General features: G+C 69.5%; 23 protein-coding genes. 11 read left to right on the top strand and 12 right to left on the bottom strand.

From position 1 onward, the window contains the following. Window positions 1–145: 145 nt before the first annotated feature. The 8 genes from cynS to SOM08_RS00830 form a co-directional block, all read right to left on the bottom strand. Window positions 146–589: a cyanase gene (gene cynS, locus SOM08_RS00865; protein WP_116958979.1), complete on the bottom strand. Its 444-nt coding sequence runs from the start codon at window positions 587–589 to the stop codon at window positions 146–148. 68 nt (window positions 590–657) lie between these two features. Further along, window positions 658–1,533 (bottom strand): ABC transporter ATP-binding protein, encoded by an 876-nt coding sequence (locus SOM08_RS00860; RefSeq protein WP_322469860.1) that lies wholly within the window; start codon window positions 1,531–1,533, stop codon window positions 658–660. Then, window positions 1,523–2,392 (bottom strand): nitrate ABC transporter permease, encoded by an 870-nt coding sequence (gene ntrB / locus SOM08_RS00855; protein ID WP_322469859.1) that lies wholly within the window; start codon window positions 2,390–2,392, stop codon window positions 1,523–1,525. Before ntrB ends, SOM08_RS00860 begins: the two co-directional genes overlap by 11 nt. A gap of 2 nt (window positions 2,393–2,394) precedes the next feature. Further along, entirely contained in the window at window positions 2,395–3,801 is a 1,407-nt protein-coding gene (locus SOM08_RS00850; RefSeq protein WP_322469858.1) for a CmpA/NrtA family ABC transporter substrate-binding protein, read from the bottom strand. 134 nt (window positions 3,802–3,935) lie between these two features. Continuing rightward, complete coding sequence (locus SOM08_RS00845) at window positions 3,936–4,628, bottom strand: response regulator transcription factor (protein ID WP_322469857.1); 693 nt, start codon at window positions 4,626–4,628, stop codon at window positions 3,936–3,938. Next, window positions 4,625–5,836 (bottom strand): PAS domain S-box protein, encoded by a 1,212-nt coding sequence (locus tag SOM08_RS00840; RefSeq protein ID WP_116958984.1) that lies wholly within the window; start codon window positions 5,834–5,836, stop codon window positions 4,625–4,627. The genes SOM08_RS00845 and SOM08_RS00840 overlap by 4 nt, the downstream gene beginning before the upstream one ends. Before the next feature lie 55 nt (window positions 5,837–5,891). Beyond that, window positions 5,892–6,842, bottom strand: a complete 951-nt coding sequence (locus SOM08_RS00835; protein WP_116958985.1) for a TerC family protein — start codon at window positions 6,840–6,842, stop codon at window positions 5,892–5,894. A 216-nt stretch (window positions 6,843–7,058) separates the two neighbouring features. Continuing rightward, on the bottom strand, window positions 7,059–8,102 hold the full coding sequence (locus tag SOM08_RS00830) for a homocysteine S-methyltransferase family protein (RefSeq protein ID WP_116958986.1): 1,044 nt from the start codon (window positions 8,100–8,102) through the stop codon (window positions 7,059–7,061). 71 nt (window positions 8,103–8,173) lie between these two features. On the opposite strand from SOM08_RS00830, the gene SOM08_RS00825 reads away from it, so the two are divergent. From SOM08_RS00825 to SOM08_RS00815, 3 genes are all read left to right on the top strand, one after another. Continuing rightward, window positions 8,174–8,593 carry a rhodanese-like domain-containing protein gene (locus SOM08_RS00825; RefSeq protein WP_116958987.1) on the top strand — a complete coding sequence of 140 codons (420 nt, stop codon included), beginning with the start codon at window positions 8,174–8,176 and terminating at the stop codon, window positions 8,591–8,593. After that, entirely contained in the window at window positions 8,590–10,578 is a 1,989-nt protein-coding gene (locus SOM08_RS00820) for a RecQ family ATP-dependent DNA helicase (protein ID WP_322469856.1), read from the top strand. The genes SOM08_RS00825 and SOM08_RS00820 overlap by 4 nt, the downstream gene beginning before the upstream one ends. 179 nt (window positions 10,579–10,757) lie before the next feature. Further along, the gene (locus SOM08_RS00815) at window positions 10,758–11,102 is read left to right on the top strand and encodes a hypothetical protein (RefSeq protein WP_116958989.1); all 345 of its coding nucleotides are present in this window, start codon (window positions 10,758–10,760) and stop codon (window positions 11,100–11,102) included. A gap of 87 nt (window positions 11,103–11,189) precedes the next feature. On the opposite strand, the gene SOM08_RS00810 is transcribed toward SOM08_RS00815, so the two are convergent. After that, window positions 11,190–13,457, bottom strand: a complete 2,268-nt coding sequence (locus SOM08_RS00810) for an ATP-binding protein (protein ID WP_416187028.1) — start codon at window positions 13,455–13,457, stop codon at window positions 11,190–11,192. A 268-nt stretch (window positions 13,458–13,725) separates the two neighbouring features. Between SOM08_RS00810 and SOM08_RS00805 the strand changes: the two genes are divergently transcribed. The 4 genes from SOM08_RS00805 (at window position 13,726) to SOM08_RS00790 (ending at window position 17,792) form a co-directional block, all read left to right on the top strand. After that, complete coding sequence (locus tag SOM08_RS00805) at window positions 13,726–14,925, top strand: threonine ammonia-lyase (RefSeq protein WP_322469855.1); 1,200 nt, start codon at window positions 13,726–13,728, stop codon at window positions 14,923–14,925. A 47-nt stretch (window positions 14,926–14,972) separates the two neighbouring features. After that, window positions 14,973–15,377 carry a PaaI family thioesterase gene (locus SOM08_RS00800; protein ID WP_322469854.1) on the top strand — a complete coding sequence of 135 codons (405 nt, stop codon included), beginning with the start codon at window positions 14,973–14,975 and terminating at the stop codon, window positions 15,375–15,377. A 69-nt stretch (window positions 15,378–15,446) separates the two neighbouring features. After that, entirely contained in the window at window positions 15,447–15,587 is a 141-nt protein-coding gene (locus tag SOM08_RS00795; protein ID WP_175442869.1) for a hypothetical protein, read from the top strand. A gap of 348 nt (window positions 15,588–15,935) precedes the next feature. Continuing rightward, window positions 15,936–17,792, top strand: coding sequence for a phosphoenolpyruvate carboxykinase (GTP) (locus SOM08_RS00790; protein WP_322469853.1), 1,857 nt, complete (start codon window positions 15,936–15,938; stop codon window positions 17,790–17,792). An 85-nt stretch (window positions 17,793–17,877) separates the two neighbouring features. Here the strand turns inward: SOM08_RS00790 and SOM08_RS00785 are convergent, their stop codons facing one another. Beyond that, complete coding sequence (locus SOM08_RS00785) at window positions 17,878–18,408, bottom strand: hypothetical protein (RefSeq protein WP_116958994.1); 531 nt, start codon at window positions 18,406–18,408, stop codon at window positions 17,878–17,880. A gap of 120 nt (window positions 18,409–18,528) precedes the next feature. Between SOM08_RS00785 and SOM08_RS00780 the strand changes: the two genes are divergently transcribed. The 3 genes from SOM08_RS00780 (at window position 18,529) to SOM08_RS00770 (ending at window position 20,823) form a co-directional block, all read left to right on the top strand. After that, a complete protein-coding gene (locus SOM08_RS00780) occupies window positions 18,529–19,506 on the top strand; it encodes a LysR family transcriptional regulator (protein WP_116958995.1) in 978 nt (325 codons plus the stop codon). Next, on the top strand, window positions 19,506–20,321 hold the full coding sequence (locus SOM08_RS00775) for a metallophosphoesterase (RefSeq protein WP_322470724.1): 816 nt from the start codon (window positions 19,506–19,508) through the stop codon (window positions 20,319–20,321). Before SOM08_RS00780 ends, SOM08_RS00775 begins: the two co-directional genes overlap by 1 nt. Window positions 20,322–20,400: 79 nt before the next feature. Further along, window positions 20,401–20,823: a universal stress protein gene (locus SOM08_RS00770; RefSeq protein WP_322469852.1), complete on the top strand. Its 423-nt coding sequence runs from the start codon at window positions 20,401–20,403 to the stop codon at window positions 20,821–20,823. 56 nt (window positions 20,824–20,879) lie between these two features. Here SOM08_RS00770 and SOM08_RS00765 read toward each other — a convergent pair whose 3' ends face one another. Continuing rightward, window positions 20,880–21,797 (bottom strand): LysR family transcriptional regulator ArgP, encoded by a 918-nt coding sequence (locus SOM08_RS00765; protein WP_116958998.1) that lies wholly within the window; start codon window positions 21,795–21,797, stop codon window positions 20,880–20,882. A gap of 177 nt (window positions 21,798–21,974) precedes the next feature. Between SOM08_RS00765 and SOM08_RS00760 the strand changes: the two genes are divergently transcribed. Then, entirely contained in the window at window positions 21,975–23,321 is a 1,347-nt protein-coding gene (locus tag SOM08_RS00760; protein WP_322469851.1) for a D-amino acid dehydrogenase, read from the top strand. Here SOM08_RS00760 and SOM08_RS00755 read toward each other — a convergent pair. Next, window positions 23,294–24,559 carry an acyl-CoA dehydrogenase family protein gene (locus SOM08_RS00755; RefSeq protein WP_416186987.1) on the bottom strand — a complete coding sequence of 422 codons (1,266 nt, stop codon included), beginning with the start codon at window positions 24,557–24,559 and terminating at the stop codon, window positions 23,294–23,296. The genes SOM08_RS00760 and SOM08_RS00755 overlap by 28 nt on opposite strands. Between the last annotated feature and the right edge of the window lie 11 nt (window positions 24,560–24,570).

Here is a 24,570-nt window from a genome sequence, read left to right as displayed (position 1 = left end):
AGCCGGTGAGTGACCGAAGGGTCGAAACGGTTCACCCTCATGACCACGCCCACCGCAACGCCCCCAGAGACACCACGGAACCGGCTCCGCCGGGCCGTCGGTGTCGCCCCCCTCCCAGGGGGGAGGCGCGCAGCGCCGCGGGGGGTCAATACTGCTTGTACGGCAGGAACTTGCCCGACATCACGATGTTCACGCGATCGCCGTTCGGGTCTTTCTCGCGCTTCATGTCCATCTTGAAGTCGATAGCGCTCATGATGCCGTCGCCGAACTCCTCGTGGATGAGCTCCTTGAAGGTGGTGCCGTAGACGCTGATGAGTTCGTAGAAGCGGTAGATCAGCGGGTCGGTGGGCACGCTGGTGGGCAGCGAGCCTTTGTAGGGCACGACCTGCAGCCACTTCTGCTCCTCGGCCGTCAGGCCGAAGACCTTGCCCAGGACCTTGGCCTGCGCGGGCGAGGCGGTCATCTGGCCCAGGCACAGGGCCGTGGTCCATTCCTTGGACTGACCGACTTTCTTGGCGACGTCCTCCCATTTCAGGCCCTTGCTGACCTTGGTGGCGATGATCTTCTCGGTGACTTCGATGCGGCTCATGGTGGGGGGTCCCGTTGTGGTGGTGGGGTGGGGGTTGGGGTTGGAGTGGGCGCGGCGGGGTGCCGCCGTCAATGCGCGGTCGCCCGGGAGACGAGAAAGTCGACGATGTGGTTGCGCAGGGCGTAGTAGCCGTCCAGGTGGTGCAGCTGGGTGCGCGTGCGCTCGCGCGGCAAGGGGTTGTCCACCACCTCGGCCAGGCCGCCCGGCCGGTAGGCGCCATCCACCTCGGCCCCGTTGCTCATGAGCAGGATGCGGTCGGCCAGCAGGATGGCCTCGTCCACGTCGTGGGTGATCATGAACACCGTCTGTTGCGTCTCGCGAACGATGCCCATGAGCTCGTCCTGGATGGTGCCGCGCGTGAGCGCGTCCAGCGCGCCAAAGGGCTCGTCGAGCAGCAGCATCTTGGGCTGAATGGCGAAGGCCCGCGCGATGCCCACGCGCTGCTTCATGCCGCCCGACAGCTGCGAGGGCTTCTTGTCGATGGCCGGGCTCAGGCCCACCATGGCCACGTACTTCTCGACCTGCGCCTCGACCTCGGGCTTCTTCCAGTCGGGCCAGCGCGACTTCACCGCGAAGGCGATGTTCTGGCGCACGGTGAGCCATGGCATGAGCGCGTGGCCCTGGAACACCACGCCGCGCTCCAGGCTGGGGCCAGCGATTTCGCGGCCGTCCATGAACGCATGGCCCGCGCTGGCGGTGTCCAGGCCAGCCAGCACATTGAGGATGGTCGTCTTGCCGCAGCCGCTGTGGCCGATGATGCAGACGAACTCGCCCCTGTCGATGCCGAAGTCGACGTTGGCGAAGACCGGCTTGTCGGCCTGGTAGGCCTTGGCGAGGCGCTCGACCTGCAGGAAGGCGCGGGAATGGGCGCTCATGGCTTGGCCTTTCGCTGGTGTTGCGCGCGTCGCGGCTGCGACGCCCTGTTGCCGGCCGTCACTCCACATAAGTCACCGCCTTCTGCAGTTGCGCGAACATCAGGTCGAGCAGCATGCCCACCACCCCGATCACCAGCACCGCGAAGATCACGTTGGTGAGCGAGAGGTTGTTCCACTCGTTCCACACGAAGTAGCCGATGCCGGTGCCACCCACCAGCATCTCGGCCGCGACGATGACCAGCCAGGCAATGCCCATGCTGATGCGCATGCCCGTGAGGATGGTGGGCGCGGCGGCGGGCAGCACCACCAGGAAGGCCTTGCGCAGCGGGTTCACCTCCAGCGTGGCGGCCACATTGAGCCAGTCGCGCTTGACCGAGGCGACGCCGAAGGCGGTGTTGATCAGCATCGGCCAGACCGAGCAGATGAAGATGACGAAGATGCCGCTGACGTTGCTGTCTTTCAGCGTGTAGAGCGCCAGCGGCATCCAGGCCAGGGGGCTGATGGGCTTGAGCACCTGAACGAAGGGATCGAAGGCCTTGCTCATGAGCGGCGACATGCCGATGAGAAAGCCCAGCGGAATGGCCACCAGCATGGCCAGCGCGAAACCCAGGCCCACGCGCGCCAGCGAATGCGCGATCTGGATGCCGATGCCCTTGTCGTTGGGGCCTTTGTCGTAGAAGGGATCGGACAGGTGTTTCCAGCTAGCCTCGGCCACCGCCAGTGGGGGCGGGAAGCCGTCCGACTTGGCCACGGCCGCGCCGGGGTCCTTGCCCATGAGCTTGGCGTACTCCAGTTCTTCCGGCGTGAGCGAGGCGGTGGCCGAGGACGTGCCGGCGCCGCCCGTGCCGATCTGCCAGGCACCGACAAAGACGACCAGCAGCAGCAGCGAGACCAGCGCGGCGCGCAGGTTCAGGTTCAGCGCCTTCATGCTCAAGCCGCCTTGCGGACCGCGAAGCTGTCGAGGTAGTCCTTCGGCTTGGCCGGGTCGAACACCTTGCCCATGATGGTGTGCTTCTCGTAGCCCGGCCCGGCCTTGAAGTCCTGGCCGAGGGCCTTCATGTGCTTGCGCGCGTCGGTGATGAGGAAGACGCGCTCGGCGATCTGCTTGTAGTTGACGTCGCCTTTGATGTAGCCCCAGCGCTGCATCTGCGTGAGCATCCACACCGCCATGCTTTGCCAGGGCATGGGGTCGAAATCGGCGCGATCGGGCACGTTCTGGATCTTGCCCAGGCCGTCGGCGAAACGGCCGGTGAGCACCTGGGCCACCACGGTCTCGGGCTGGTTCAGGTAGGCCTGCGGCGAGATCACCTTGGCGATGAGTTCACGGTTCTTGGGTTGCCGGGCCATGGCCGCGGCCGTGAGCACCGAGCGGTACAGCGCCGCGAAGGTGTTGGGGTTCTGGCGGATGAATTCGGCGCTGGTGCCGAAGGCGCAGCAGGGGTGGCCGTTCCACAGATCCCTGGTGAGCACGTGCAGGAAGCCGACCTCGTCGTACACCGCGCGCTGGTTGAACGGGTCGGGGCCGAGGTAGCCGTCGATGTTGCCGGCGCGCAGGTTGGCCACCATCTCGGGCGGCGGCACCACGCGGATCTGGATGTCGGTGTCGGGGTTGAGCCCGTGTTCGGCCACGTAGTAGCGCAACAGGAAGTTGTGCATCGAGAACTCGAAGGGCACGGCGAACTTGAAGCCCTTCCACTGCTTCGGATCGCGCTTGTCCTTGTGCTTGACATGCAGCGTGATGGCCTGGCCGTTGGTGTTCTGGATGGTGGCCACGTTCATGGGCGTGGCGTTGGAGCCCACGCCCATGGAAATGGCCAGCGGCATGGGCGACAGGAAGTGCGTGGCGTCGTACTCCTTGTTGATCATCTTGTCGCGGATGAGCGCCCATCCCGCCGTCTTGATGACCTCTACCTTGAGGCCTTCGCGCTGGTAGAAGCCCAGGGGGTGGGCCATGATCAGCGGCGTGGCGCAGGTGATGGGAATGAAGCCGATCTTCAGATCGGTCTTCTCCAGCGGGCCCTTCTCCTGCGCCATGGCCTGCAGGCTGGCGATGGGCAGCACGTTGGCGATGGCGGCCATGGCCGTGCCCTTGCCCACGGCGCGAAGGAAACGCCGGCGCACCGCGTCCTGCGGAAACAGCGCCTTCACCAACGTGGCCTCGATGAAGTCGCGGCTGTAGGCCTCGAACTCGCTGCTCTCGCTGCGTTCGCGCAGCGCGCCCGCGGCCTGCGCGGCGGCCTCTTCGGCCTGGTGCTCAGCGGCGGTGTGGTCGCGGCCGCAGCTGCACTTGAGCATCAGCGGTTTGTCGGCGTTGTACGGGTCGAAGAAGTCGGACATGGCGCACCTCGTGTGTGGGAGATGCGCGGTGCATTGCAAGCCGCGGGCCAGTGGCCGTGCCACGGCGGATGCGCGCGCGATTTCGCGGGCGCTGCGGCGACGCGGCGTAGGGCCAGCCCTACACAGGCGCCGCCTCAGGCGCCGGAACGCTGCCTTTCGGCGTACAGCGCCAGCTCGACGTCGTTCTTGGCGCCGGTCTTTTCGAGGACACGCGCGCGGTAGGTGCTCACGGTGTTCGAGGCCAGGCCCAGCCGCGCACCAATTTCGCTCACGGTCAGGCCCTGCGTGAGCAGGCGGTACACCTGGTGCTCGCGGTGCGAGAGCGCCTCGGGGCCAGCCTGGCCGCCGCCGCTGCCCACGGCGGCGGCCAGGGCCTCGGCCGTGGCGGGCGTGAGGTAGCGGCCACCGCCCGCGCACTTGCGCACCGCCAGCAGCATGTCGTCGGGGTCGGCGCCCTTGTTGAGGTAGCCGCAGGCGCCCAGGCGGATACAGCGCACCGCGTACTGCTTCTCGGGGTAGGTGCTGAGCATGAGCACCGGCAGGTGCGGGTGTTCCTTGCGCAGGCGCTGCAGCACGTCCAGCCCGTCGATGCCCGGCATGGCGACGTCGAGCAGCACCAGGTCCAGGCCTTCGCTGCCGCCCAGCGCACGCACCTGCGTGAGCACGCCCTCGCCGCTGTGGGCTTCGGCCACCACGCTCACGTCGGGCGCGTCGGCCAGGATCTGCTTGAGCCCTTCGCGCACGATGCGGTGGTCGTCGCCGATCAGCACGCGGATGGTGTCGGCCAGCAGATCAAAGCGGCTGGCCTCGCTGTATTGGCTGTTCATGTCACCTCCCCGGGCGTCAGCGCGATGGTGAGTTCCATGTGCGTGCCACGGCCCAGGACGCTTTTGATCCGGATGTCGCCCCCGAAGTGCCCCGCGCGTTCGCGCATGCCCATCACGCCGTAGGCGTTGGCCGCCTCGAAGGCCTGGGGGGCGGCGCCGATGCCATCGTCGCGCACCGACAGCCGCAACAGGCCCTTGCGGTGACGGATGCGCACGGCGATCCGACGGGCACGCGCGTGGCGGCCCACGTTGGACAGCATTTCCTGGAAGATGCGAAAGACCGCGATGGCCAGCGGCTCGGCCGGCTCCGGCGCGCCGTCCACCGCCATGCGCCAATCGAGCGCGAGTTCGGCGCTGGCCACGAACTCCTGCGCCTGCCATTCCAGCGCGGCCCACAGGCCCTGGTGGTCGAGGATGCTGGGGCGCAGGTCGGTGATGATGCGCCCGACGTTGTCGACCGCGCTTTCGATCAGCCGGCTCATGTTCTGGCATTTGCAGCGCATGCGCTCGCGCATGCCCTCGGCCTCCTCGGGCTGGCGCCGCGCCTGCTCGGACAGGCGCCTGTCCATCCAGTTCACGTCCATCTTCAAGGCCACGAGCAGGCTGCCCAGTTCGTCGTGCACTTCGCGCGCGATGCGCGTGCGCTCTTCCTCGCGCACGGCCTCGCTGCGCGCGGCCAGCTCGCGCACCTGGCGCAGCGCGGTCTCCAGCGCGCGCGTTCGCTCGCGCACCCGCTGCTCCAGTTGCTCCTTGGCGCCGCGCAGGGCGTCGGCGGCGCGGCGCCGCTCGGTGATGTCGATGAACGTGACCACGGCGCCGCGCACCTGGCCGCCGTCCACGATGGGGTGGCTGCTGTACTCCACCGCAAAGGCGCTGCCGTCGCGCCGCCAGAACACCTCGGCGTCGATGCGGCAAGGCTCGCCCGCGCGAAAGGCGTTGAAGATCGGGCAGTCCTCCACCGGGTAGGGCGCACCGTCCGCGTGCGAGTGGTGCGTGAGCGCGTGCATATTGCGGCCCAGGAGCTCGACGGGCTCGTAGCCGATCATGCGGGCCCCGGCGTGATTGATGAACACGCACAGGCCGTCCAGGTCGACGCCGAACACGCCCTCGCCCGTGCTGGCCAGCAGCAGGCCCAGGGGGTCGCGCCAGGCCGCCGTGGACGGGGCCACGGCGGCGCTGATCAGTTCGGGAAAGTCCGCGGGCGGCATGGCCCAGGCGAGAGCAAGGCCTGTGCCATGTTGGTGCGCCGCGCGACGCGGGGGCTCAGGTGTTCGGCGCCGTCTTGGCGCTCCAGACCATGGTGATGGCCAGGATGCCCACCACCACCGCCAGCGACACCGCCACCGGGATCTTGAAGACGTCGATCAGCATCATCTTGGTGCCGATGAAGACCAGGATGACCGCCAGGCCGTAGTTCAGCAGGTGGAACTTGCCGGCCACGGCCTGCAGCAGGAAGAACATGGCGCGCAGGCCCAGGATGGCGAACACGTTGCTGGTGAGCACGATGAAGGGGTCGCGCGTGATGGCGAAGATGGCCGGGATGGAGTCCACGGCGAAGATCACGTCGGTCACGCCCACCAGGGCGATCACCATCAGCAGCGGCGTGGCGATGCGCTTGCCGTTCTCCACGGTGAAGAACTTCTCGCCGTCGTAGTGCTGGCTCACGGGCATGAGGCGGCGCAGCAGCTTGAGCGCGGGGTTGTCGTCCAGCGCGGGCTCCTTGCCGGCGGCCCACCACATCTTCACGCCGGTGAGCACCAGGAAGGCGCCGAACACATAGAGGATCCAGTGGAACTGCGCCAGCAGCCAGCCGCCGACCAGGATCATCACCGTGCGCAGCGCGATGGCGCCCAGGATGCCGAGCATGAGCACGCGCTTCTGGTACGCGGCCGGCACCGCGAAGTAGCTGAAGATCAGCAGGAAGACGAAGATGTTGTCGACCGCCAGGCTCTTCTCGATCAGGTAGCCGGTGAGGAACTCCAGCGATTTCTCGTTGGCGAGCGCGGTGGAGCCGGTGCTGTCCTTGATGGCCCACCAGAGCAGACCGTTGAAGACGAAGCTCAAGGCGATCCAGACCAGCGACCAGTTGAGCGCCTCCTTCACGCCCACGGCGTGGGCACCCTGCTTCTTGAGCAGCACGAAATCGACGAACAGGGCGGCCACGACGAACGCGGCGAAGACCACCCACAGCCACAGCGGGGCAATGCTTTCCATGAAAGACCTCGGTTTGGTGTTGACGAACACCCCAAGGTCTGGTCGCGGCCACCCGCTGGGTGGCTGGACGTTCCCGGCGGCCTTTCGGGCCGCGAATTGACGAGAACGCCGCGCCGCCGATGCCTCGCTGTGCGCGGGGTGGCGGGCCGATTACTCCCCTTGAAGGGAAGCCGGATTGTCGACCGGCCGGGCAAATCCCGGCAAGCCGTCGGGTATTCAGGCCGTTTCGGCGTAGAAGGCGGCGCGGTGGCGCGGCGCCAGCGGCGAGACCGCGCGGCCGATGGCGGCGATGTGGTCCGGCGTGGTGCCGCAGCAGCCGCCCACGATGTTGACCAGGCCCTCGGCGGCGAACTCGTGCAGCAGGCGGCTGGTGACCTCGGGCGTCTCGTCGAAGCCGGTGTCGCTCATGGGGTTGGGCAGGCCGGCGTTGGGGTAGCAGCTGATGTAGGTGTCGCCCGCGACCTTGGCGAGCTCCTGGATGTAGGGCCGCATGAGGGCCGCGCCCAGCGCGCAGTTCAGGCCCACGGCCAGGGGCTGCAGGTGGCGCACGCTGGCCCAGAAGGCGCTGACGGTCTGGCCGCTGAGGATGCGGCCCGAGGCGTCGGTGACGGTGCCGCTGATGATCAGGGGCAGGCGCTCGCCGGTGGCGGCGAAGACCTCGTCGATGGCGAACAGCGCGGCCTTGGCGTTGAGCGTGTCGAAGATGGTCTCCACCAGCAGCACGTCGGCGCCGCCTTCCAGCAGGCCTTCGACCTGCTCGCGGTAGGCCGCGCGCAGCTGCTCGAACGTGACGTTGCGCGCGCCGGCGTCGTTCACGTCGGGGCTGATGCTGGCGGTCTTGGGCGTGGGGCCCAGGGCGCCGGCCACGAAGCGCGGCTTGTCGGGCGTGCTGAACTTGTCGCAGGCGGCGCGCGCCAGGCGGGCCGAGGCGACGTTCATCTCGCGCGCGAGGCCCGCCATGTCGTAGTCGTCCTGCGCGATGCTGGTGGCGCCGAAGGTGTTGGTCTCGATCAGGTCGGCGCCAGCGGCCAGGTAGCCCTCGTGGATGTCTCGGATGACGTCGGGCCGGGTCAGGCTGAGCAGCTCGTTGTTGCCCTTGACATCCTTGTGGAAGTCCTTGAAGCGCTCGCCCCGGTACTGGGCTTCGTCCAGCTTGAAGCGCTGGATCATGGTGCCCATGGCGCCGTCGAGGATGGCGATGCGCTGCTCGAGGATGGCCGGCAGGGCCTGGGCACGGGTGAAAGCGGGGGACTTGTCCATCGGGGCATTGTATGAAGCGCTCCCCACCCCCACGCAGGGCAAGGGTGTGGCATGGCCGACAATACGCGCCCATGAAACACCTGTCCCCCCAGGAAGCCTGGACCTGGCTCCAGGCCGAAACCGCGCGCCGCGCCGCGCTGGGCCAGGACCCGCCGCTGTTCGTGGACGTGCGCATGGAGATCGAATCGCTCTATGTGGGCCGCCCGCCCGGCGTCGAGAACATCCCCTGGTACGAATACCCCGACCTCACGCCCGATCCGGCGCGCTTCGCCCAGGCCGTGGCCCGCGAGGCCGGCGACAAGGCGCGGCCCGTCCTGCTGATCTGCCGCAGCGGCAAGCGCACGCTGGACGCCGGCAAGGCGCTGGAGGCCGCGGGCTTCAGCGAGGTCGCCCACGTGCTGCACGGTTTCGAGGGCGAACTCAACGAACACTTCAAGCGCTCCACCGTGAACGGCTGGCGCCACGACGGGCTGCCGTGGGAACAGATGTGATCGACGTCGCCGCCGGCGCCGAGACGCTGGAGGCCTGCGTCGAGGTGCTGCAGTCGGTCTTCGGCTACGAGGCCTTCCGCGGCCCGCAGGCGCAGATCGTCAGCCACGTGAGCGAGGGCGGCGACGCGCTGGTCCTGATGCCCACCGGCGGCGGCAAGTCGCTGTGCTACCAGGTGCCGGCCATCGTGCGCGCCCAGGGCGGGCACGGCGTGGCGGTGGTGGTGTCGCCGCTGATCGCGCTGATGCACGACCAGGTGGGCGCGCTCACCGAGGCCGGCGTGAGCGCGGCCTACCTCAACAGCAGCCTCTCGCTGGAGGAGGCCCAGCGCATCGAACAGCAGCTGCGCCGCGGCGACCTCACCCTGCTCTACGTGGCGCCCGAGCGGCTGCTCACCGCGCGCTGCCAGGCCATGCTGGAGAGCCTGCACGCGCAGGGCCGGCTGTCGCTGTTCGCCATCGACGAGGCGCACTGCGTGAGCCAATGGGGCCACGACTTCCGCCCCGAATACCGCGAGCTCGCGGTGCTGCCCGAGCGCTTCGCCGGCGTGCCGCGCATCGCGCTCACCGCCACGGCCGACGCGCTCACGCGCGCCGACATCGTGGAGCGCCTGCAGCTGCAGGACGCGCGCACCTTCATCAGCAGCTTCGACCGACCCAACATCCGCTACCAGCTGGTCGAGAAGAAGGACGCCACGGCCCAGCTGCAGCGTTTCATCCGCGACGAGCACAGCAACGCCCAGGGCCACGACGCGGGCGTGGTGTACTGCCAGTCGCGCCGCCGCGTGGAAGAGGTGGCGGCCATGCTGCAGCAGGCCGGCTTCAAGGCCCTGCCCTACCACGCCGGTCTGGACGCCGCCGTGCGCCAGCAGCACCAGGACCGCTTCCTGCGCGAAGAAGGCCTGATCATGGTGGCCACCATCGCCTTCGGCATGGGCATCGACAAGCCCGACGTGCGCTTCGTGGCCCACCTGGACATGCCCAAGAACATCGAGGGCTACTACCAGGAGACCGGCCGCGCGGGTCGCGACGGCGAACCCGCCAACGCCTGGATGGCCTATGGCCTGCAGGACGTCGTGAACCAGCGCCGCATGATCGACGACAGCCCGGCGCCCGACGAGTTCAAGCAGGTGCTGCGCGGCAAGCTCGACGCCCTGCTGGCCCTGGCCGAGGCCAGCGACTGCCGCCGCGTGCGCCTGCTCGCCTACTTCGGCGAGACCTACCAAGGACCGCACGCCGGTTTCGCCGCCGGGCCGCCCCAAGGCGAAACGCACCCTCCCCGGGGGGGCAGCGACCCGCGCAGCGGCGCAGCGTGGGGGGTCATGTGCGGCAACTGCGACAACTGCCTCAACCCGCCCGAGCTGTTCGACGCCACCGAGCCCGCGCGCAAGCTGCTGTCGTGCATCTACCGCGTGCAGCAGGCCAGCGGCCACGGCTATGGCGCGGGTCACATCATGGACATCCTGCGCGGCAAGGCCACCGAGAAGGTCGAGGCCAACGGCCACCAGCGGCTCAGCACCTTCGGCATCGGCGCCGACTGGAGCGAGACCCAGTGGCGCGCCCTGCTGCGCCAGCTGATCGCCATCGAGGCGGTGCGCGTGGACGACGCGCCCTACAACACCCTGCACCTGGCCGACGGCGCGCGCGCCATCCTCAAGGGCGAGGGCGAGGTGCGCCTGCGCATCCAGGCCGAACGCGCGCCCTCGCGCTCGCGCAGCGCGCGCGCCAAACCGCCGGTGGGCGACGACGGCACGCCGCTGAGCCTGGCCGAGCGCGACTGCCTGGAGGCGCTGAAGGCCTGGCGCGCCGGCGTGGCCAAGGAGCACAACCTGCCCGCCTATGTGATTTTTCACGACGCGACCCTGCGCGCCATCGCCCAGCGCCGGCCCACCGACGTGACCGACCTGGACGGCATCAGCGGCATCGGCCTCAAAAAGCGCGCGGCCTATGGCGATGCGGTCATCCAGGTGGTGAGTGCTTTTCTCTGAGCCCTCAAGTCCTGCGGGCCCCAGCCGAAAACCATCGGGTGACAGTGCCGACCGCCCGTCGGCCAACCGTCTGTCGCACGTGATGCGCCGCTCAAGCCAACGGCCCTCATGCCGATGTTCCATGCAAGGGGCGGCCTCCGCTCCACCGGTCTCAACGAATCGATTGCACGGAGCGCGTCATGTTTTTCCGCCTGCCCTGGCTGTCCAAGCGAAGGGCCCCCAACTACCACGACACCCTGGCCCTGGACCTGGACTATGTCGTCGATGAATTCCATTCGGCCATGGCCGACATCCAGGATCCCCTGCGCGTGCGCCTGCACGCCGCCCTGATGAACTGCCGCACCCCGCGCGACCTGTGGTTCCTGCGCGGCAAGCTGTTCAACCTGATCTGCAAGCACCACCACGAGGGCGAAGCCAACAAGCGCGTGGGCCGCCTGGACGCCAAGCTGCGCTACTTCGTGGACAACCACCCCGACTACTCGGCGGACGAGGTGCCGAGCCGCCCCATGGGCTTGCTGCACTGACCTCTGCCGCCGCGCCCCCGGGGCGAACCCGGGCACGCGAAACAAAAGGCCACCTTCGGGTGGCCTTTTGCTTGGGGCGGGCGGACCTCAGTGCACAAAGCCCATGCCGCGCGCCTCGCGCACCTCGGGCTTGATGCGGTGCTCGGCCTCGAGCTGGTCCAGGAATTCGGCCGGCTCCATGGTGGCGCCCAGGATCTCGGCCTGGCGCTTGACGGCGGCGAAGTCGCCCGGGCAGAGCTGCTCCAGGCGCGCCAGGCGCTGGCGCAAGCCGTCGTCCAGGCGCTCACTCTGGCCGCCCAGGGCCTCGACCACGAACATGGTCTCCCGCTGCGCGCGCGTGAGCGGCTTGAAGCGGATCTTGAAGGTGAAACGGCGCAGCGCGGCCTGGTCGATGCTGTCCATCAGGTTGGTGGTGCAGACGAAGATGCCCGCGAAGCGCTCCATGCCCTGCAGCATCTCGTTGACCTCGGTCACCTCGTAGGTGCGCTGCGCGCCGCGGCGGTCCTGCAGGAAGCTGTCGGCCTCGTCGAGCAGCAGCACGGCGCGCTCGGCCTCGGCCTCGCGGAACATGGCGGCCATGTGCTGTTCGGTCTCGCCCACGAACTTGCTCACCAGATCACTGGCGCGGCGGACCATCAGGGGGCGGCCGAGCTGCTGAGCGATGTGCTCGGCCAGCGCCGTCTTGCCGGTGCCGGGCGCGCCGTGGAAGCACAGGCAGCCGTGGCCGCGCGCCTTCAGCGCATCGATGATGCGCGGGATGGGGTGGCGCGACTCCACGTGCAGCATGTCCAGGCTGTACTGCGTGACGCTGGGGCGCTGCAGCACGTCGGGCGCGCGGCCCAGGGCCTGGTCGGCGTGGCGCAGCTGGCGCTCGATCAGCTCGTCCAGCAGGGGCGGCGGCCCCAGGCGCGCGGCGGCCTTGCGACCGGTGGCGCGCGCCGGCGCGGCGGCCAGTTCGGCGAAACGCACCGCCGTGCGGATCTGCGCCGGCGTCAGGCCCTTGCGCTCGGTCAGGCGACCCACCAGGGCCTCACTCACCGCCGAGCCCTCCAGCGTCTTGCGCACCAACTGCTCGCGCGCGCCGGGCGGCGGGCTCTTGAGTTCCAGGTGGTAGGCGAAGCGGCGGCGGAAGGCCGGGTCGATCTGCTCGATGCGGTTGGTGATCCACAGCGTGGGCACGGCGTTCGACTCCAGCACCTGGTTCACCCAGGCCTTGCCGCTGACCGAGTGGCTGTGCGGCGCGGCCACGTGCTCGGCGCGCGCCATGAACTGCGCGGCCTCGCTGGAGATCGGCGGGAACACGTCTTCCACTTCGTCGAACAGCAGCGCCGACTGCGCCGTGCCCTTGAGGAACACCTGGGCGATCTGCAGCGAGCGGTAGCGGTCGCGGCCCGAGAGCGCGTTGCCGTCGCGGTCGGCGTACTCGACCTCGAACAGCTCCAGGCCGGCGGCCTTGGCCACCACGCGCGCCAGTTCGGTCTTGCCGGTGCCCGGCGGACCGTAGAGCAGCACGTTGACGCCGGCCTCCTTGCGCGCCACGGCCTCGCGCAGCAAGCCGCTGAGCAGGCGCACGTCCTCGCGGACGTAGTCGAAGTCGGCGGGCGCCAGCGTGGAGCGCGCCGCCGGGCGCGTGAACACCGCCATGAGCTCGCTCTGCGAGCGGTACTCGCGCATCAGCACGGGCGGCAGCTTCTCGCTCACCTTCATCAGGTCGGCGAGGTCGGTGATGTTGTGCTCGGAGATGAGGTTCTCGACCATGCCGATGCGCTCGAGCCGCGAGCCCGCGCGCAGGGCCTCGCCCACCTCGCTGGCCTTGACGCCGGCCACGTCGGCGATGGCGGCGTAGGCCTCGGGCGCGTTGTTCACCTTGAACTCGACCAGGATGGAGCGCAGATCGCGCTGGTAACGCGCCAGCGTGCCGTACAGCAGCAGCGCGCGCTCGGCGCGGTTGAGCTGCAGCAGCCCGGCCAGGGCGTCGATGTTCTTCTCCACCAGGGTGCTCTGCTTCTTGAGCGCCTGGCTCAGCCAGTCGCCGGTGACGGCCAGCACCGAGAGCAGGTCCTTGGGCGCCTCCTTGGCGTATTCGTCCAGGTAGAAGAACAGCGTGCCTTCCTCGTACGGGCCGCGCCAGACGCCGTAGCGGTCCATGAAGGCGGCCGTGGAGAGCCTGTCGTGGCCAGCCCAGAGCTCGTTGTCGCGGCAGCGCCGCTGCAGGAACTCGCGCAGGCGCTGCAGCACGGTGTGTGGCCACACCAGGTGGCGCCCGGCCAGCGAGAGCAGGGTGTTCAGGTCGCGCCGCACGTTGAAGCGCGGACCCTGGCGCGCCGCCAGCGTCAGCACGAAGTGCGAGCACATGAGGTCGAGCACGGGCGCCTGCTTGAGGCCGTGCGGCACGTGAAGGCGCCCTTCACCCAAGGCGCGCGCCTCAGGCGAGCGGACCGCGGGACCGGGTGACAACTGCCGTTTGCTCATGCGCAGGCTCCTGCGACAACCTCCAGCGTGACGGGGCGCCACGGAGCGGGGCCCCTGTGCGGCGGACCATAACGCAGCTTGATGCGCGATGGAAGGGCGCGATGACGGGCGTTCCAGGGCTTTTCCCACGCGGCGGCGCCACAATCGCCGGATGCTGCAAATAGATGACATCCGCGCCGCGGCGGCCCGCCTCGACGGCCAGGTCCTGCGCACGCCCTGCGTGGAATCGCGCACGCTGTCCCAACTGACGGGCTGCCAGGTGTTCCTGAAGTTCGAGAACCTGCAATACACGGCCTCGTTCAAGGAACGCGGCGCGTGCAACAAGCTCGCGCAGCTCACGCCCGAGGAATCCGCGCGCGGCGTGATCGCCATGAGCGCGGGCAACCACGCCCAGGGCGTGGCCTACCACGCGCAGCGCCTGGGACTGCGCGCGGTCATCGTGATGCCGCGCTTCACGCCCGGCGTGAAGATCGAGCGCACGCGCGGCTTCGGCGCCGAGGTGGTGCTGCACGGCGACACCCTCGACGAAGCCCGCGCCCACGCGCGCCACCTGGCCGAGCAGCAGGGCCTGGTGTTCGTGCACCCCTACGACGACGAGGCCATTGCCGCCGGCCAGGGCACGGTGGGGCTGGAGATGCTGGCCGACGTGCCCGGCCTCGACACCCTGGTGGTGGCGGTCGGCGGCGGCGGGCTCATCGGCGGCATCGCCACGGCGGCCAAGGCGCTGAAGCCGGGCATCGAGGTGATCGGTGTGCAGACCGAGCGCTTCCCGGCCATGGTCAACGCCATCAAGGGCACGCGGCACCCGCAGGGCAGCAGCACCATCGCCGAAGGCATCGCGGTGGGCACCCCCGGCGAGATCAACCTGCCCCTGGTGCGCGAGCGCGTGGACGACCTGCTGCTGGTCGATGAAGGCGACATCGAGCAGGCCATCGTGATGCTGCTGGAGATCGAAAAGACCCTGGTGGAGGGCGCGGGCGCCGCCGGCCTGGCGGCCCTGCTCAAGCACCCCCGGCGCTTCGCGGGGCGCCGCGTGGGCCTGGTGCTCAGCGGCGGCAACATCGACCCGATGCTGCTGGCCTCCATCATCGAGCGCGGCATGGTGCGCGCTGGCCGCTTGGCGCGCATCGCCGTGAACGCGCGCGACGTGCCCGGCAACCTGGCGCGCATCACGGCCCTGGTGGCCGAAGCGGGCGCCAACATCGACGAGGTGCACCACCAGCGCGCCTTCACCCTGCTGGCGGCGCAGAACGTGGAGATCGAACTGGTGCTGCAGACGCGCGGGCGCGAGCACGTGAAGCAGGTGATCGACGCGCTCGACGCCGCCGGCTTCGACGCGCACGAGCAGTAATGCGCGCGACGTCCGGCGCCGCACGCGCCTCCGCATAATCGCGCGCCATGAACAACAGCACCCTGCAGGCCGCCCTGGCCGAGTACTTCGCCCCCTGGGTCCAGGCCCTGGGCCTGGTGGTCGACGGCAGCGCCGAAGGCGCCGTCACCCTGCGCCTGCCGCAGAGCGACCAGCTCAGCCGCGTGGGCGGCATGCTCTGCGGCCAGGCCATGATGGCGGCCGCCGACACCGCCATGGTGCTGGCGCTGATCCGCCAGTTCGGCGGGTTCCGGCCCTGCACCACGGTGCAGATGAACACCAGCTTCCTCAAGCCCCTGTCCGGGCAGGACGCCCTGGTCGAGGCGCGCGTGATCCGCGCCGGCAAGAGCCTGGCCTTCGGCGAGATCGACATCCGCGGCGCCACCGACGGCAAGAGCGTGTGCCGCGCCACGACCACCTACGCGCTGCTGTAGGGTCTGCCCGGGAGACAAGGCCCTCTTGGCCTAAAATCGCGCCTTTTAGCGACCTGACCGGAGCGTTTCATGGCCCACCAAGAACACCACACCCCCGAGCACACCGACGACGTGGTCGAGGCCATCACCCCGCTGATGCCCATCGTGCTGCCCCTCGCTGGCGGCGTGCTGATGTTCCTGCTGGCCTTCATCGCCGTGTTCATGGCCTGAAACCGCCTGTCGGGCACCGGGCCGGCCCGCCACTGGGGGCCGGCTTTTTTGTGGGCGCCCGCGCCAGAATCCGCCCACAACGCCGTCAATTGCATCACGTCATGCGGGTTTTGCATGTAACCCGTTAGTAACCCTGAGGGGTAAATCCTAAAATCGACCCAGTCGTCGATTGACGCCCCTCCCCGCGGGGCCACCGCCCCGCTGGCCGCCCGGGCTGCCGCCATCCACCGATGGGCAGCCGGCGCAGTCGACCCGAATTTGCTCGCCCAGATCCCCACGCCGACAGCCGCTGCCCGCGGCTGTCCCCGTCTTGGGCGACCGCCGGTTATCAAACTCTGGAGTCACTCGATGAACTCTCCCGTGATGCAGGGCCTGGCCCTCAACACCCCCTCCTACGTCAAACACGCCCGCCTGATCGCCTGGGTCGCCGACATGGCCGCCCTGTGCAAGCCGGACACCATCGTCTGGTGCGACGGCAGCGACGAGGAATACAACCGCCTGTGCCAGGGCCTGGTGGACGCCGGCACCTTCAAGCGGCTGAACCCGGCCAAGCGCCCGAACAGCTACCTGGCGTGCTCCGATCCCTCGGACGTGGCGCGCGTGGAAGACCGCACCTTCATCTGCAGCGAGCGCCAGGAAGACGCCGGCCCGACCAACAACTGGAAAGCCCCGGCCGAGATGCGCGCCACCCTGCAGCCGCTGTTCGACGGCTGCATGCGCGGCCGCACCATGTACGTGGTGCCTTTCAGCATGGGCCCGCTGGGCAGCCCGATCGCCCACATCGGCGTGGAGCTGTCCGACAGCGCCTACGTGGCCGTGAACATGAAGCTCATGACCCGCATGGGCAAGGCCGTGTTCGACGTGCTGGGCACCGACGGCGACTTCGTGCCCTGCGTGCACACCGTGGGCGCGCCGCTCAAGGCCGGCGAGAAGGACCGTACGTCCTGGCCCTGCAACCCCACCGTCAAGTACATCGTCCACTACCCCGAAACGCGCGAAATCTGGAGCTACGGCTCCGGCTACGGCGGCAACGCGCTGCTGGGCAAGAAGTGCTTCGCGCTGCGCATCGCCTCGACCATGGGCCGCCAGCAGGGCTGGCTGGCCGAGCACATGCTGATCCTGGGTGTGACCAACCCGCAGGGCAAGAAGTACCACGTGGCCGCGGCCTTCCCCAGCGCCTGCGGCAAGACCAACTTCGCCATGCTGATCCCGCCCAAGGGCTTCGAGGGCTGGACCGTCACCACAATCGGCGACGACATCGCCTGGATCAAGCCCGGCGCGGACGGCCGCCTCTACGCCATCAACCCCGAAGCGGGCTACTTCGGCGTCGCCCCCGGCACCAACACGGCCACCAACCCCAACTGCATGGCCAGCCTGAACAAGGACGTGATCTTCACCAACGTGGCGCTCACCGACGACGGCGACGTGTGGTGGGAAGGCATGGGTCCGGCGCCCGAGCACGCCATCGACTGGCAGGGCAAGGACTGGACGCCCCAGACCGCCAAGGAAACCGGCGCCAAGGCCGCCCACCCGAACGCGCGCTTCACCGTGGCCGCCACCAACAACCCCGCGCTGGACGCCGCCTGGGACGACCCCAAGGGCGTGGCCATCGACGCCTTCATCTTCGGCGGCCGCCGCAGCACCACGGTGCCACTGGTGACGCAGGCGCGCGACTGGACGGAAGGCGTCTACATGGCCGCCACCATGGGCTCGGAGACCACCGCCGCCGCCTTCGGCGCGCAGGGCGTGGTGCGCCGCGACCCCTTCGCCATGCTGCCCTTCACCGGCTACAACATGAGCGACTACTTCCAGCACTGGCTGAACCTGGGCGCGCAACTGCAGGCCAAGGGCGCCCAGCTGCCGGGCATCTTCTGCGTCAACTGGTTCCGCAAGGACGAGAACGGCAAGTTCGTCTGGCCGGGCTTTGGCGAGAACATGCGCGTGCTCAAGTGGATGATCGACCGCCTGGAAGGCCAGGGCCAGGGCGTGGAGCACGCCTTCGGCGTCTCGCCGCGCTACGAGGACCTGCACTGGAATGGCCTGGACTTCAGCGCCGAGCAGTACCGCACCGTCACCACCATCGACAAGGCCGCCTGGGTGCAGGAACTGAAGCTGCACGATGAGCTGTTCCAGCAGCTGGCCTACCACCTGCCGCGCGAGCTGACCGACACCAAGGCGCGCATCGAGCAACGCCTGGCGGCCTGAGCGCCATCCCGGCCGATCGACCACCCGATCGGCCACAAAAAAAAAGCCACCCCACGGGGTGGCTTTTTGCTGGGCGCGTGACAGCTCAGATGAAGTGCAGCTTGGCGTAGCGGGCGCGGCTGGCGGCCAGGCGCTCCCAGTAGCTGGCCTGCGGCGCCGCGGCGGCCTTGGCGGTTTCCGGCAGACCCAGGGGGGCGAGCGCTTCGACGAAGTCGGCGGCGGTCGGCTCCCGCTCGGCGCGGTCGCGCGCGGCCATCAGGTCTTTCATCAGGCGCGGGTCGTGGCGGGCCATTTCCCACAGGCGCATGTCGGCGCGGGCTTCGGCCAGCGAACGCGACCAATCGTCGAGCGCGGCCACGGCGCGGCGCGCCACGCGGCGGGCGCTGTCGGCGAACAGGGCCAGGCCGGCGAAAACCAGGGCCCAGAGCAGCACCCAGGCCAGCATCAGGTGGCCGTCGGCCCAGGTGTCGATCAGCTGGTCGGCCACGACGATCAGCGTGGCGATGGCGGCGGCGAGCAGCAGGGCGCTCAGGCCGCGGGCGCCTTCGGGCGCGGGGGTGTTGGTGTCCGCACGCAGGGCGGCGGGCAGCGAGGGGGCGGTGAGAACGGTGCTCATGGCGAACTCCTAAAAACCACGTCTTGTGGACGGAACGAACTCTTGTGGACAGGGGGAATATAGGGTTAACCCGTATATCTCGCCACTTTATTCTGCTGATGGATACCATTCACGGTGTCTATGATTTCACCCAACTTCCGCACCTTCGATCTGAACCTGCTGCGCGTCTTCGACGAGGTGATGGCCGAGCGCAACCTGACCCGGGCGGCGCACAACCTGGCCATGACCCAGCCGGCGGTGAGCAACGCCCTGCGCCGCCTGCGCGAGCTGCTGGGCGACGAGCTGGTGCGGCGGGCGGGCTTCGGCGTCGAACCCACCCCCACCGCCCTGGCCCTGTGGCCCGCCGTGCGCGAGGCCCTGAACCTGCTGCGCGGCGCGCTGGCGCCGGGCGCCTTCGACCCCGCCGCCGCCACCAGCACCTTTCAGCTCGCCATGGCCGACGCCACCTCGGCCAAGCTGATCCCCAGCCTGATCGACATCTTCGAGCGCGAGGCGCCGGGCGTGAACCTGCGCGTGCTGCCACTGACCACGCGCGACCCGCGCGAGCTGCTGGAAAGCGGCGCGGTGGACCTGGCGATCGGGCACTTCCCCGCCGTCATCGCCGAACTCGGCGCGCGGCAGCAGCAGGACGAGCTGCCGCGCTTCGCCTTTGAGCGCCTGTACGACGGCGACTACGTGGTGGTCATGCGCCGCGGCCACCCGCTGGCCGGCCAGCCGCTGTCGCTGGACACCTACTGCGCCGCGCGCCACCTGCTGGTCAGCTTCTCGGGCCGGCCCTTCGGCTTCGTCGACGAGGCCCTGGCCGCGCGCTCGCGCCAGCGCCGGGTGGTGATCACGGTCAACCAGTTTTTCACCGCCGGACGCGTGGTGGCCACCACCGACCTGCTCACCGTGCTGCCGCGCCACTTCCTGTCGGCCACCGGCATGGAAGATGAACTGGCCATCAGCGAGCTGCCGCTGGCCGTGCCCGAGGTGCACGTGGACACGCTGTGGCACCGCCAGCGCCAGCACGACGCCGCCCACCGCTGGCTGCGCGAGGCGGTCTCGCGCTCGGCCGCACGCAGCGGCCTGCAGAGCACGGACACAATCGCCCCATGATGAAGATCCAGTTGCTGAGCGACCTGCACCTCGAGGCCAACCGCGACTTCCAGCCCCAGCCCGCGCCTGGCGCCGACCTGCTGGTGCTGGCCGGCGACGTGGGCTCCTACCAGCGACGGCGCGACGGCAGCGCCATGCCCGAGCCCGACTGGGGCCTGCGCCGCTTCGCCGACTGGCCGGTGCCGGTGCTCTACCTGCCCGGCAACCACGAGTACGACGCCCTCGATGTCGACGAGGCCCACGCCGCCCTGCGCGCCACCTGCGAGCGCCTGGGCCTGCGCTGGCTGGAGCGCGAGACCTGGGTCTGGCGCGGCGTGCGCTTCGTCGGCACCACGCTGTGGAGCGACTACGACGCCATCCGCCCGCCCGGCAGCGAGCCGCTGCTGCAGCGCGAAAAAGCCTTTCGCGCCGCCGACCACTACCTGCGCCAGATGGCCGGGCGGCGCCATGGCCGCCTGTTCGATGCCGCCGCCATGCGCGAGCTCGGCCTGGAGTGCCAGCACTGGCTGCGCGAGGCGCTGGCGCGCCCCTTCGACGGCCCCACGGTGGCCATCACCCATTTCGCGCCCACGCTGCACAGCGCCGATCCGCGCTACGGCCTGACGCCTGGCACGGCCGGCTTCTGCAACGCGCTCGACGAGTTGCTCCCGATGGTCGATCTCTGGCTGCACGGCCACCTGCACTGCCCCACCGACGTGCGCGTGGGCCGCTGCCGCATCCGCGCCAACCCCCTGGGCTACCGCGAGAAGCAGGAACAACTCGCCTTCGATCCCGTCTGTCTGGTCGAGGTGGCGCCGCAATCCCGCCCCGTTTGATCCCGCGCAAAGCCGCGGCCCGACGGGCCCCGTACACTCGGCCCGTCAATCACCACAGTGAACCCCAAGGAGAACCGCGATGAAGATCCTGCTGGCCGTCGATGGCAGTGAGTACACCAAGAAGATGCTCGCCTACCTGACCACCCACGACGAGCTGTTCAGCGCCGACAACGACTTCAGCGCGATCACGGTCCAGTCGCCTCTGCCCCCGCGGGCGCGCGCCGCCGTCGGCGCCGACGTGGCGAACCAGTACTACGAAGAAGAAGCGGCCAAGGTCACCGGCCCGGTGAACAAATTCCTGCAGCGCCACGGCATCACGGCCAAGCTGCTGCACAAAACCGGTTCGGCCGGCGAGGTCATCGCCAAGACGGCCAACTCGGGCAAGTTCGACCTGGTCATCATGGGCTCGCACGGCCACGGCGCGCTGGGCAACCTGGTGCTGGGCTCGGTGGCCACCAAGGTGCTGGCCCATTGCACGGCGCCGGTGCTGATCGTGCGCTGATCCCCCCCGCGATCGATCCCACGGAGCCGCCCTCGGGCGGCTTTTTCACGCCCGCCTCAAGCCGGCGGGCGCAGGCTGTGGGCCGCGGCCGCGCGCAGGGCCGTGCTCAGGGCGTCGAGCACATCGGAGCTGAGGTTCCAGCAATGCCAGTGCAGCGCGACGCCCAGGCGGTGCTTGGGCGCCACGTCCACCAGCTCGCCGCGCTCGATGAGGTCGCGCACCAGCAGCCAGGGCACCACGCTCACGCCCCAGCCCGCCAACACCGCGCGCACCTGCCCCTCGCTGGAAGGCACAAAGCGCTGCTTGAGCAGCACGCGCTGCAGCCCGAAGGCCTCGGACACGAAGGCGTGCTGCAGGTGGTCCTTGCGGTTGAAGGCGATGAAGGGCAGGCGGTGGAAGTTCTGGGTGTTCAGCCCGCGCGGGCAGTGCTCGCGCGCGAAGCCCGGCTGGGCGATCAGCACGTAGTCCATCACGCCCAGTGGCTCCATGCGGCAGCCGCGCAGCGCCTGACCCAGCGAGGTGACGCAGCCCAGCACCTGGCCCTCGCGCAGCCACTCGTGGGTGAATTCCTGGTCGTCGGTGATGATCTCGATCGGCAGGCCACCGCGCGCGAGCCCGTCCAGCGCGGGCAGGGCCCAGGTGGCGATGCTGTCGGCGTTGATGGCCACCGAGATGCGCTCCTCGCCGCGGGCGCTGGCGGCGCTGCTGGGCGCCAGCTCCTTCAGGTCCTTTTCCAGGTCGGCGCGCAGCAGCCGCATCATCTTGGCGTGCTTGATCATGAGCTGCCCGGCCGGCGTGGGCTTGAGTGGGCGGCTGCGCACGATCAGCACCGTGCCCACCTGCGCTTCCAGGGCGCGCAGGCGCTGCGACACGGCCGACTGCGTGATCGACAGCCGCTGGGCGGCGCGCTCGAAGCCACCCTCCTCCACGATGGCGGCCAGGCATTCCAGGGCGTCGGGGTCGAAGGTGCTCATAAAGGGCCTCCGCGCAATGCGCGTCGATGCGAGCCCCTTCGGGCGGCCGGACGGGGCTCTGGGTGCGATCCTGTATCAGCCAAACTGATGAACTCGATTTTGCTTGAATCTCGCTTCACCTGAGTCGGCGATTTCCCGACACTGCCGGGATCAGCGATCCGCTGTTCGGAGAGAGCCATGAAAGTCACCGTTCTGGGGGCCGGCATCATCGGCGTGAGCACCGCCTGGCACCTGCTGCAGCGCGGGCACGAGGTCACGCTGGTGGACCGCCAGCCCGACGCCGCGCTGGAGACCAGCTTCGCCAATGCGGCGCAGATCTCCGTGAGCTACTGCGAGCCCTGGGCCAACCGCGAAGCGCCGCTGAAGGCGCTGAAGTGGATGTTCTCGCCGACCTCGCCGCTGCTGTTCCGCCCACAGCTGGACCCGGCGCAGTGGCGCTGGGGCCTGCAGTTCCTGGCGCAGTGCAACGACGCCGCCTTCGAGCGCAACGTGGCGCAGCTGGTGGCCCTCGGCGCGTACAGCCACGCGGCGCTCAAGGACGTGGTGCGCGAGACCGGCATCCAGTACCAGCGTCTGGAGCGCGGCATCGCCCACTACTACGTGGACCAGCACGCCTTCGAAGGCGCGGCCGGCGCGGCCGAGCTGATGGCGCGCTTCGGCGTCAAGCGCCGCGTGGTCTCGCGCGAGGAGCTGCTGCGCATCGAGCCGGCGCTGTCGGCCTTCGCCGACCGCATCGTGGGCGGCACCTTCACCGAAAGCGACGAGTCGGGCGACGCTCGGGTGTTCACTCAGCAACTCGCCGCCCTGTGCGCGGCGCGCGGCGCGCGCCTGCTGTTCAACCACGACATCGAGCACCTGGACGCCACCGGCGGTGCGTTGAACGCCGTGCGCGTGCGCAGCCGCGCCACCGGCGTGCTCAGCGCCCTCAAGGCCGACGCGACCGTGGTGGCCTGCGGCTCCTACACGACACCGCTGCTGGCGCGCATCGGCGTGCGCGTGCCCATCTACCCCGGCAAGGGCTACAGCGCCACGCTGCCGCTGCTCAAGCACGACCGGGCGCCGGTCGTGAGCATGATCGACGACAGCCTGAAGGTCGCGATGTCGCGCCTGGGCAATGAACTGCGCGTGGCCGGCACCATCGAGCTCGGCGGCTTCGACCTCTCGCTGGACACGCCGCTGGCGCGCCAGCGCTGCGAGATGCTGGTGCGCCGCATCGAGCAGGTCTTCCCCGGCGTGGCCGACACGCGCCTGCCGGCCGAGGGCGGCAACCCGCGCTTCTGGACCGGCCTGCGCCCCGCTACGCCCACCAACATCCCGCTGATCGGCCGCCTGCCGGTGAAGGGCCTGTGGATCAACGCCGGCCACGGCACCCTGGGCTGGACGCACGGCGCGGGCTCGGGCAAGGCCCTGGCCGAACTCATCAGCGGCGAACGTCCCGCCATGGCCTTTGGCTTCCAGGGCATGGAGGCCGCGCGGGCGGCGCGCGGCGCGCCGGCTCAGGCGTCCTTCTCGCCCGGCTCGTAAAGCGTCTCGCGCCCCATGCGGTCGACGATGAGCTCGGCCGTCCAGGGCAGCATGAGCGAGCCGCAGCGGCTGTCGCGGTAGAGGCGCTCCAGCGGCAGGTGCTTCATCATGCTCTGGCCGCCGCAGGTGCGGATGGCCAGGCGCGCGATGTCGTTGGCGCCTTCCATCACCGCGTGGTGCGCGGCGTACAGGCGCAGCTTCTCGTCCTTGCCCGGGTTGGGTCGCGCCTCCTGGATGGCGCGCGAGAACAGCGCCTTCATGCCCTCCAGCTGCAGGCGCATCTGCGCCACCGCGATCTGCTTGGTGGGGTACTGACGGCGCTTGACCGGCGGCTCGCCCTCGACCTCGCCGCGCAGGTACTTCACGGTGAAGTCGTAGGCCGCGTTGGCCAGGCCCAGGTAGGTGGGCGCAAGCGTGAAGAACATGGCCGGCCAGGTCTGCGCGCCCACGAAGTAGATGCCGCGTGGCATGAGCTGCTCGGCGTCGCTCACGAACACGTCCTTGAACGTGAGGTTGCGACTCACGGTGCCGCGCATGCCCAGCGGGTCCCAGTCGCCGCTGATGGACAGGCCCTCGCTGGTGGCGGGCACGCTGATGTACATGGTGTCGCGCGGGTCCGGGTCCTTGCCCTCCACGTCTTCGGTGCAGAGGATGCCGTAGTAGTCGGCCGCGCCCGACAGGCTGGCGAAGATCTTGCGGCCGTTGATGCGCCAGCCGCCGTCCACCTTCTTCGCCGTGGTGCCGAAGGGCGCGCGCCCGGCCGCGGCGGCCGAGCCCTCGCTGAAGGGCTGGGCGTACACCGCGCCCTGGTCGACGATGCGCTGGAAGTGCAGCTCGCGCCGCGCGGCGTGCTCGGCGCGCTGGGTCTCGGTCATGGGAATGCCGTCGGCCAGCACGCCGGTCCACATGGTGCTGCAGATGTGCATGTTCCAGGTGAGCGCTGTGGCACCGCAGAAGCGGCCGACCTCGGCCGCGACCATCATGTAGGTGGGGTACTCGGCGCCCAGGCCGCCGTGGTCCTTGGGCACGCACAGGCGCAGGAAGCCGGCCTCGCGCAGGTCCTCGTAGTTGGCGAAAGGGAAGCTCGCCTCGCGGTCCCACTGGGCGGCGCGCGGCGCGAACTTCTCGCGGCCCAGGCGGTTCGCCACCGTGAGCAGTTCGCGCTGCAATGGCGTGAAGGCCATGTCGCCCACGGCGGGGGTGAAGTCCAGGCCGGTGTTCAGGGGCTCGCGTTGCATGCTCGGTCTCC

It is taken from the genome of Hydrogenophaga sp. SNF1 (genome assembly GCF_034421675.1).
Lineage (GTDB): Bacteria > Pseudomonadota > Gammaproteobacteria > Burkholderiales > Burkholderiaceae_C > Hydrogenophaga > Hydrogenophaga borbori.
The sequence above is the reverse complement of the archived record's forward strand: the minus strand, read 5'-3'. Positions and strand labels throughout refer to the sequence as shown.

What these genes read in the sequence shown, in the direction of transcription:
- cynS (WP_116958979.1), bottom strand. Translation starts at nt 589, where the DNA reads ATGAGCCGCATCGAAGTCACCGAGAAGATCATCGCCACCAAGGTCAGC.
- SOM08_RS00860 (WP_322469860.1), bottom strand. Translation starts at nt 1,533, where the DNA reads ATGTGGAGTGACGGCCGGCAACAGGGCGTCGCAGCCGCGACGCGCGCA.
- ntrB (WP_322469859.1), bottom strand. Translation starts at nt 2,392, where the DNA reads ATGAAGGCGCTGAACCTGAACCTGCGCGCCGCGCTGGTCTCGCTGCTG.
- SOM08_RS00850 (WP_322469858.1), bottom strand. Translation starts at nt 3,801, where the DNA reads ATGTCCGACTTCTTCGACCCGTACAACGCCGACAAACCGCTGATGCTC.
- SOM08_RS00845 (WP_322469857.1), bottom strand. Translation starts at nt 4,628, where the DNA reads ATGAACAGCCAATACAGCGAGGCCAGCCGCTTTGATCTGCTGGCCGAC.
- SOM08_RS00840 (WP_116958984.1), bottom strand. Translation starts at nt 5,836, where the DNA reads ATGCCGCCCGCGGACTTTCCCGAACTGATCAGCGCCGCCGTGGCCCCG.
- SOM08_RS00835 (WP_116958985.1), bottom strand. Translation starts at nt 6,842, where the DNA reads ATGGAAAGCATTGCCCCGCTGTGGCTGTGGGTGGTCTTCGCCGCGTTC.
- SOM08_RS00830 (WP_116958986.1), bottom strand. Translation starts at nt 8,102, where the DNA reads ATGGACAAGTCCCCCGCTTTCACCCGTGCCCAGGCCCTGCCGGCCATC.
- SOM08_RS00825 (WP_116958987.1), top strand. Translation starts at nt 8,174, where the DNA reads ATGAAACACCTGTCCCCCCAGGAAGCCTGGACCTGGCTCCAGGCCGAA.
- SOM08_RS00815 (WP_116958989.1), top strand. Translation starts at nt 10,758, where the DNA reads ATGTTTTTCCGCCTGCCCTGGCTGTCCAAGCGAAGGGCCCCCAACTAC.
- SOM08_RS00810 (WP_416187028.1), bottom strand. Translation starts at nt 13,457, where the DNA reads ATGTGCTCGCACTTCGTGCTGACGCTGGCGGCGCGCCAGGGTCCGCGC.
- SOM08_RS00805 (WP_322469855.1), top strand. Translation starts at nt 13,726, where the DNA reads ATGCTGCAAATAGATGACATCCGCGCCGCGGCGGCCCGCCTCGACGGC.
- SOM08_RS00800 (WP_322469854.1), top strand. Translation starts at nt 14,973, where the DNA reads ATGAACAACAGCACCCTGCAGGCCGCCCTGGCCGAGTACTTCGCCCCC.
- SOM08_RS00795 (WP_175442869.1), top strand. Translation starts at nt 15,447, where the DNA reads ATGGCCCACCAAGAACACCACACCCCCGAGCACACCGACGACGTGGTC.
- SOM08_RS00790 (WP_322469853.1), top strand. Translation starts at nt 15,936, where the DNA reads ATGAACTCTCCCGTGATGCAGGGCCTGGCCCTCAACACCCCCTCCTAC.
- SOM08_RS00785 (WP_116958994.1), bottom strand. Translation starts at nt 18,408, where the DNA reads ATGAGCACCGTTCTCACCGCCCCCTCGCTGCCCGCCGCCCTGCGTGCG.
- SOM08_RS00780 (WP_116958995.1), top strand. Translation starts at nt 18,529, where the DNA reads ATGATTTCACCCAACTTCCGCACCTTCGATCTGAACCTGCTGCGCGTC.
- SOM08_RS00775 (WP_322470724.1), top strand. Translation starts at nt 19,506, where the DNA reads ATGAAGATCCAGTTGCTGAGCGACCTGCACCTCGAGGCCAACCGCGAC.
- SOM08_RS00770 (WP_322469852.1), top strand. Translation starts at nt 20,401, where the DNA reads ATGAAGATCCTGCTGGCCGTCGATGGCAGTGAGTACACCAAGAAGATG.
- SOM08_RS00765 (WP_116958998.1), bottom strand. Translation starts at nt 21,797, where the DNA reads ATGAGCACCTTCGACCCCGACGCCCTGGAATGCCTGGCCGCCATCGTG.
- SOM08_RS00760 (WP_322469851.1), top strand. Translation starts at nt 21,975, where the DNA reads ATGAAAGTCACCGTTCTGGGGGCCGGCATCATCGGCGTGAGCACCGCC.
- SOM08_RS00755 (WP_416186987.1), bottom strand. Translation starts at nt 24,559, where the DNA reads ATGCAACGCGAGCCCCTGAACACCGGCCTGGACTTCACCCCCGCCGTG.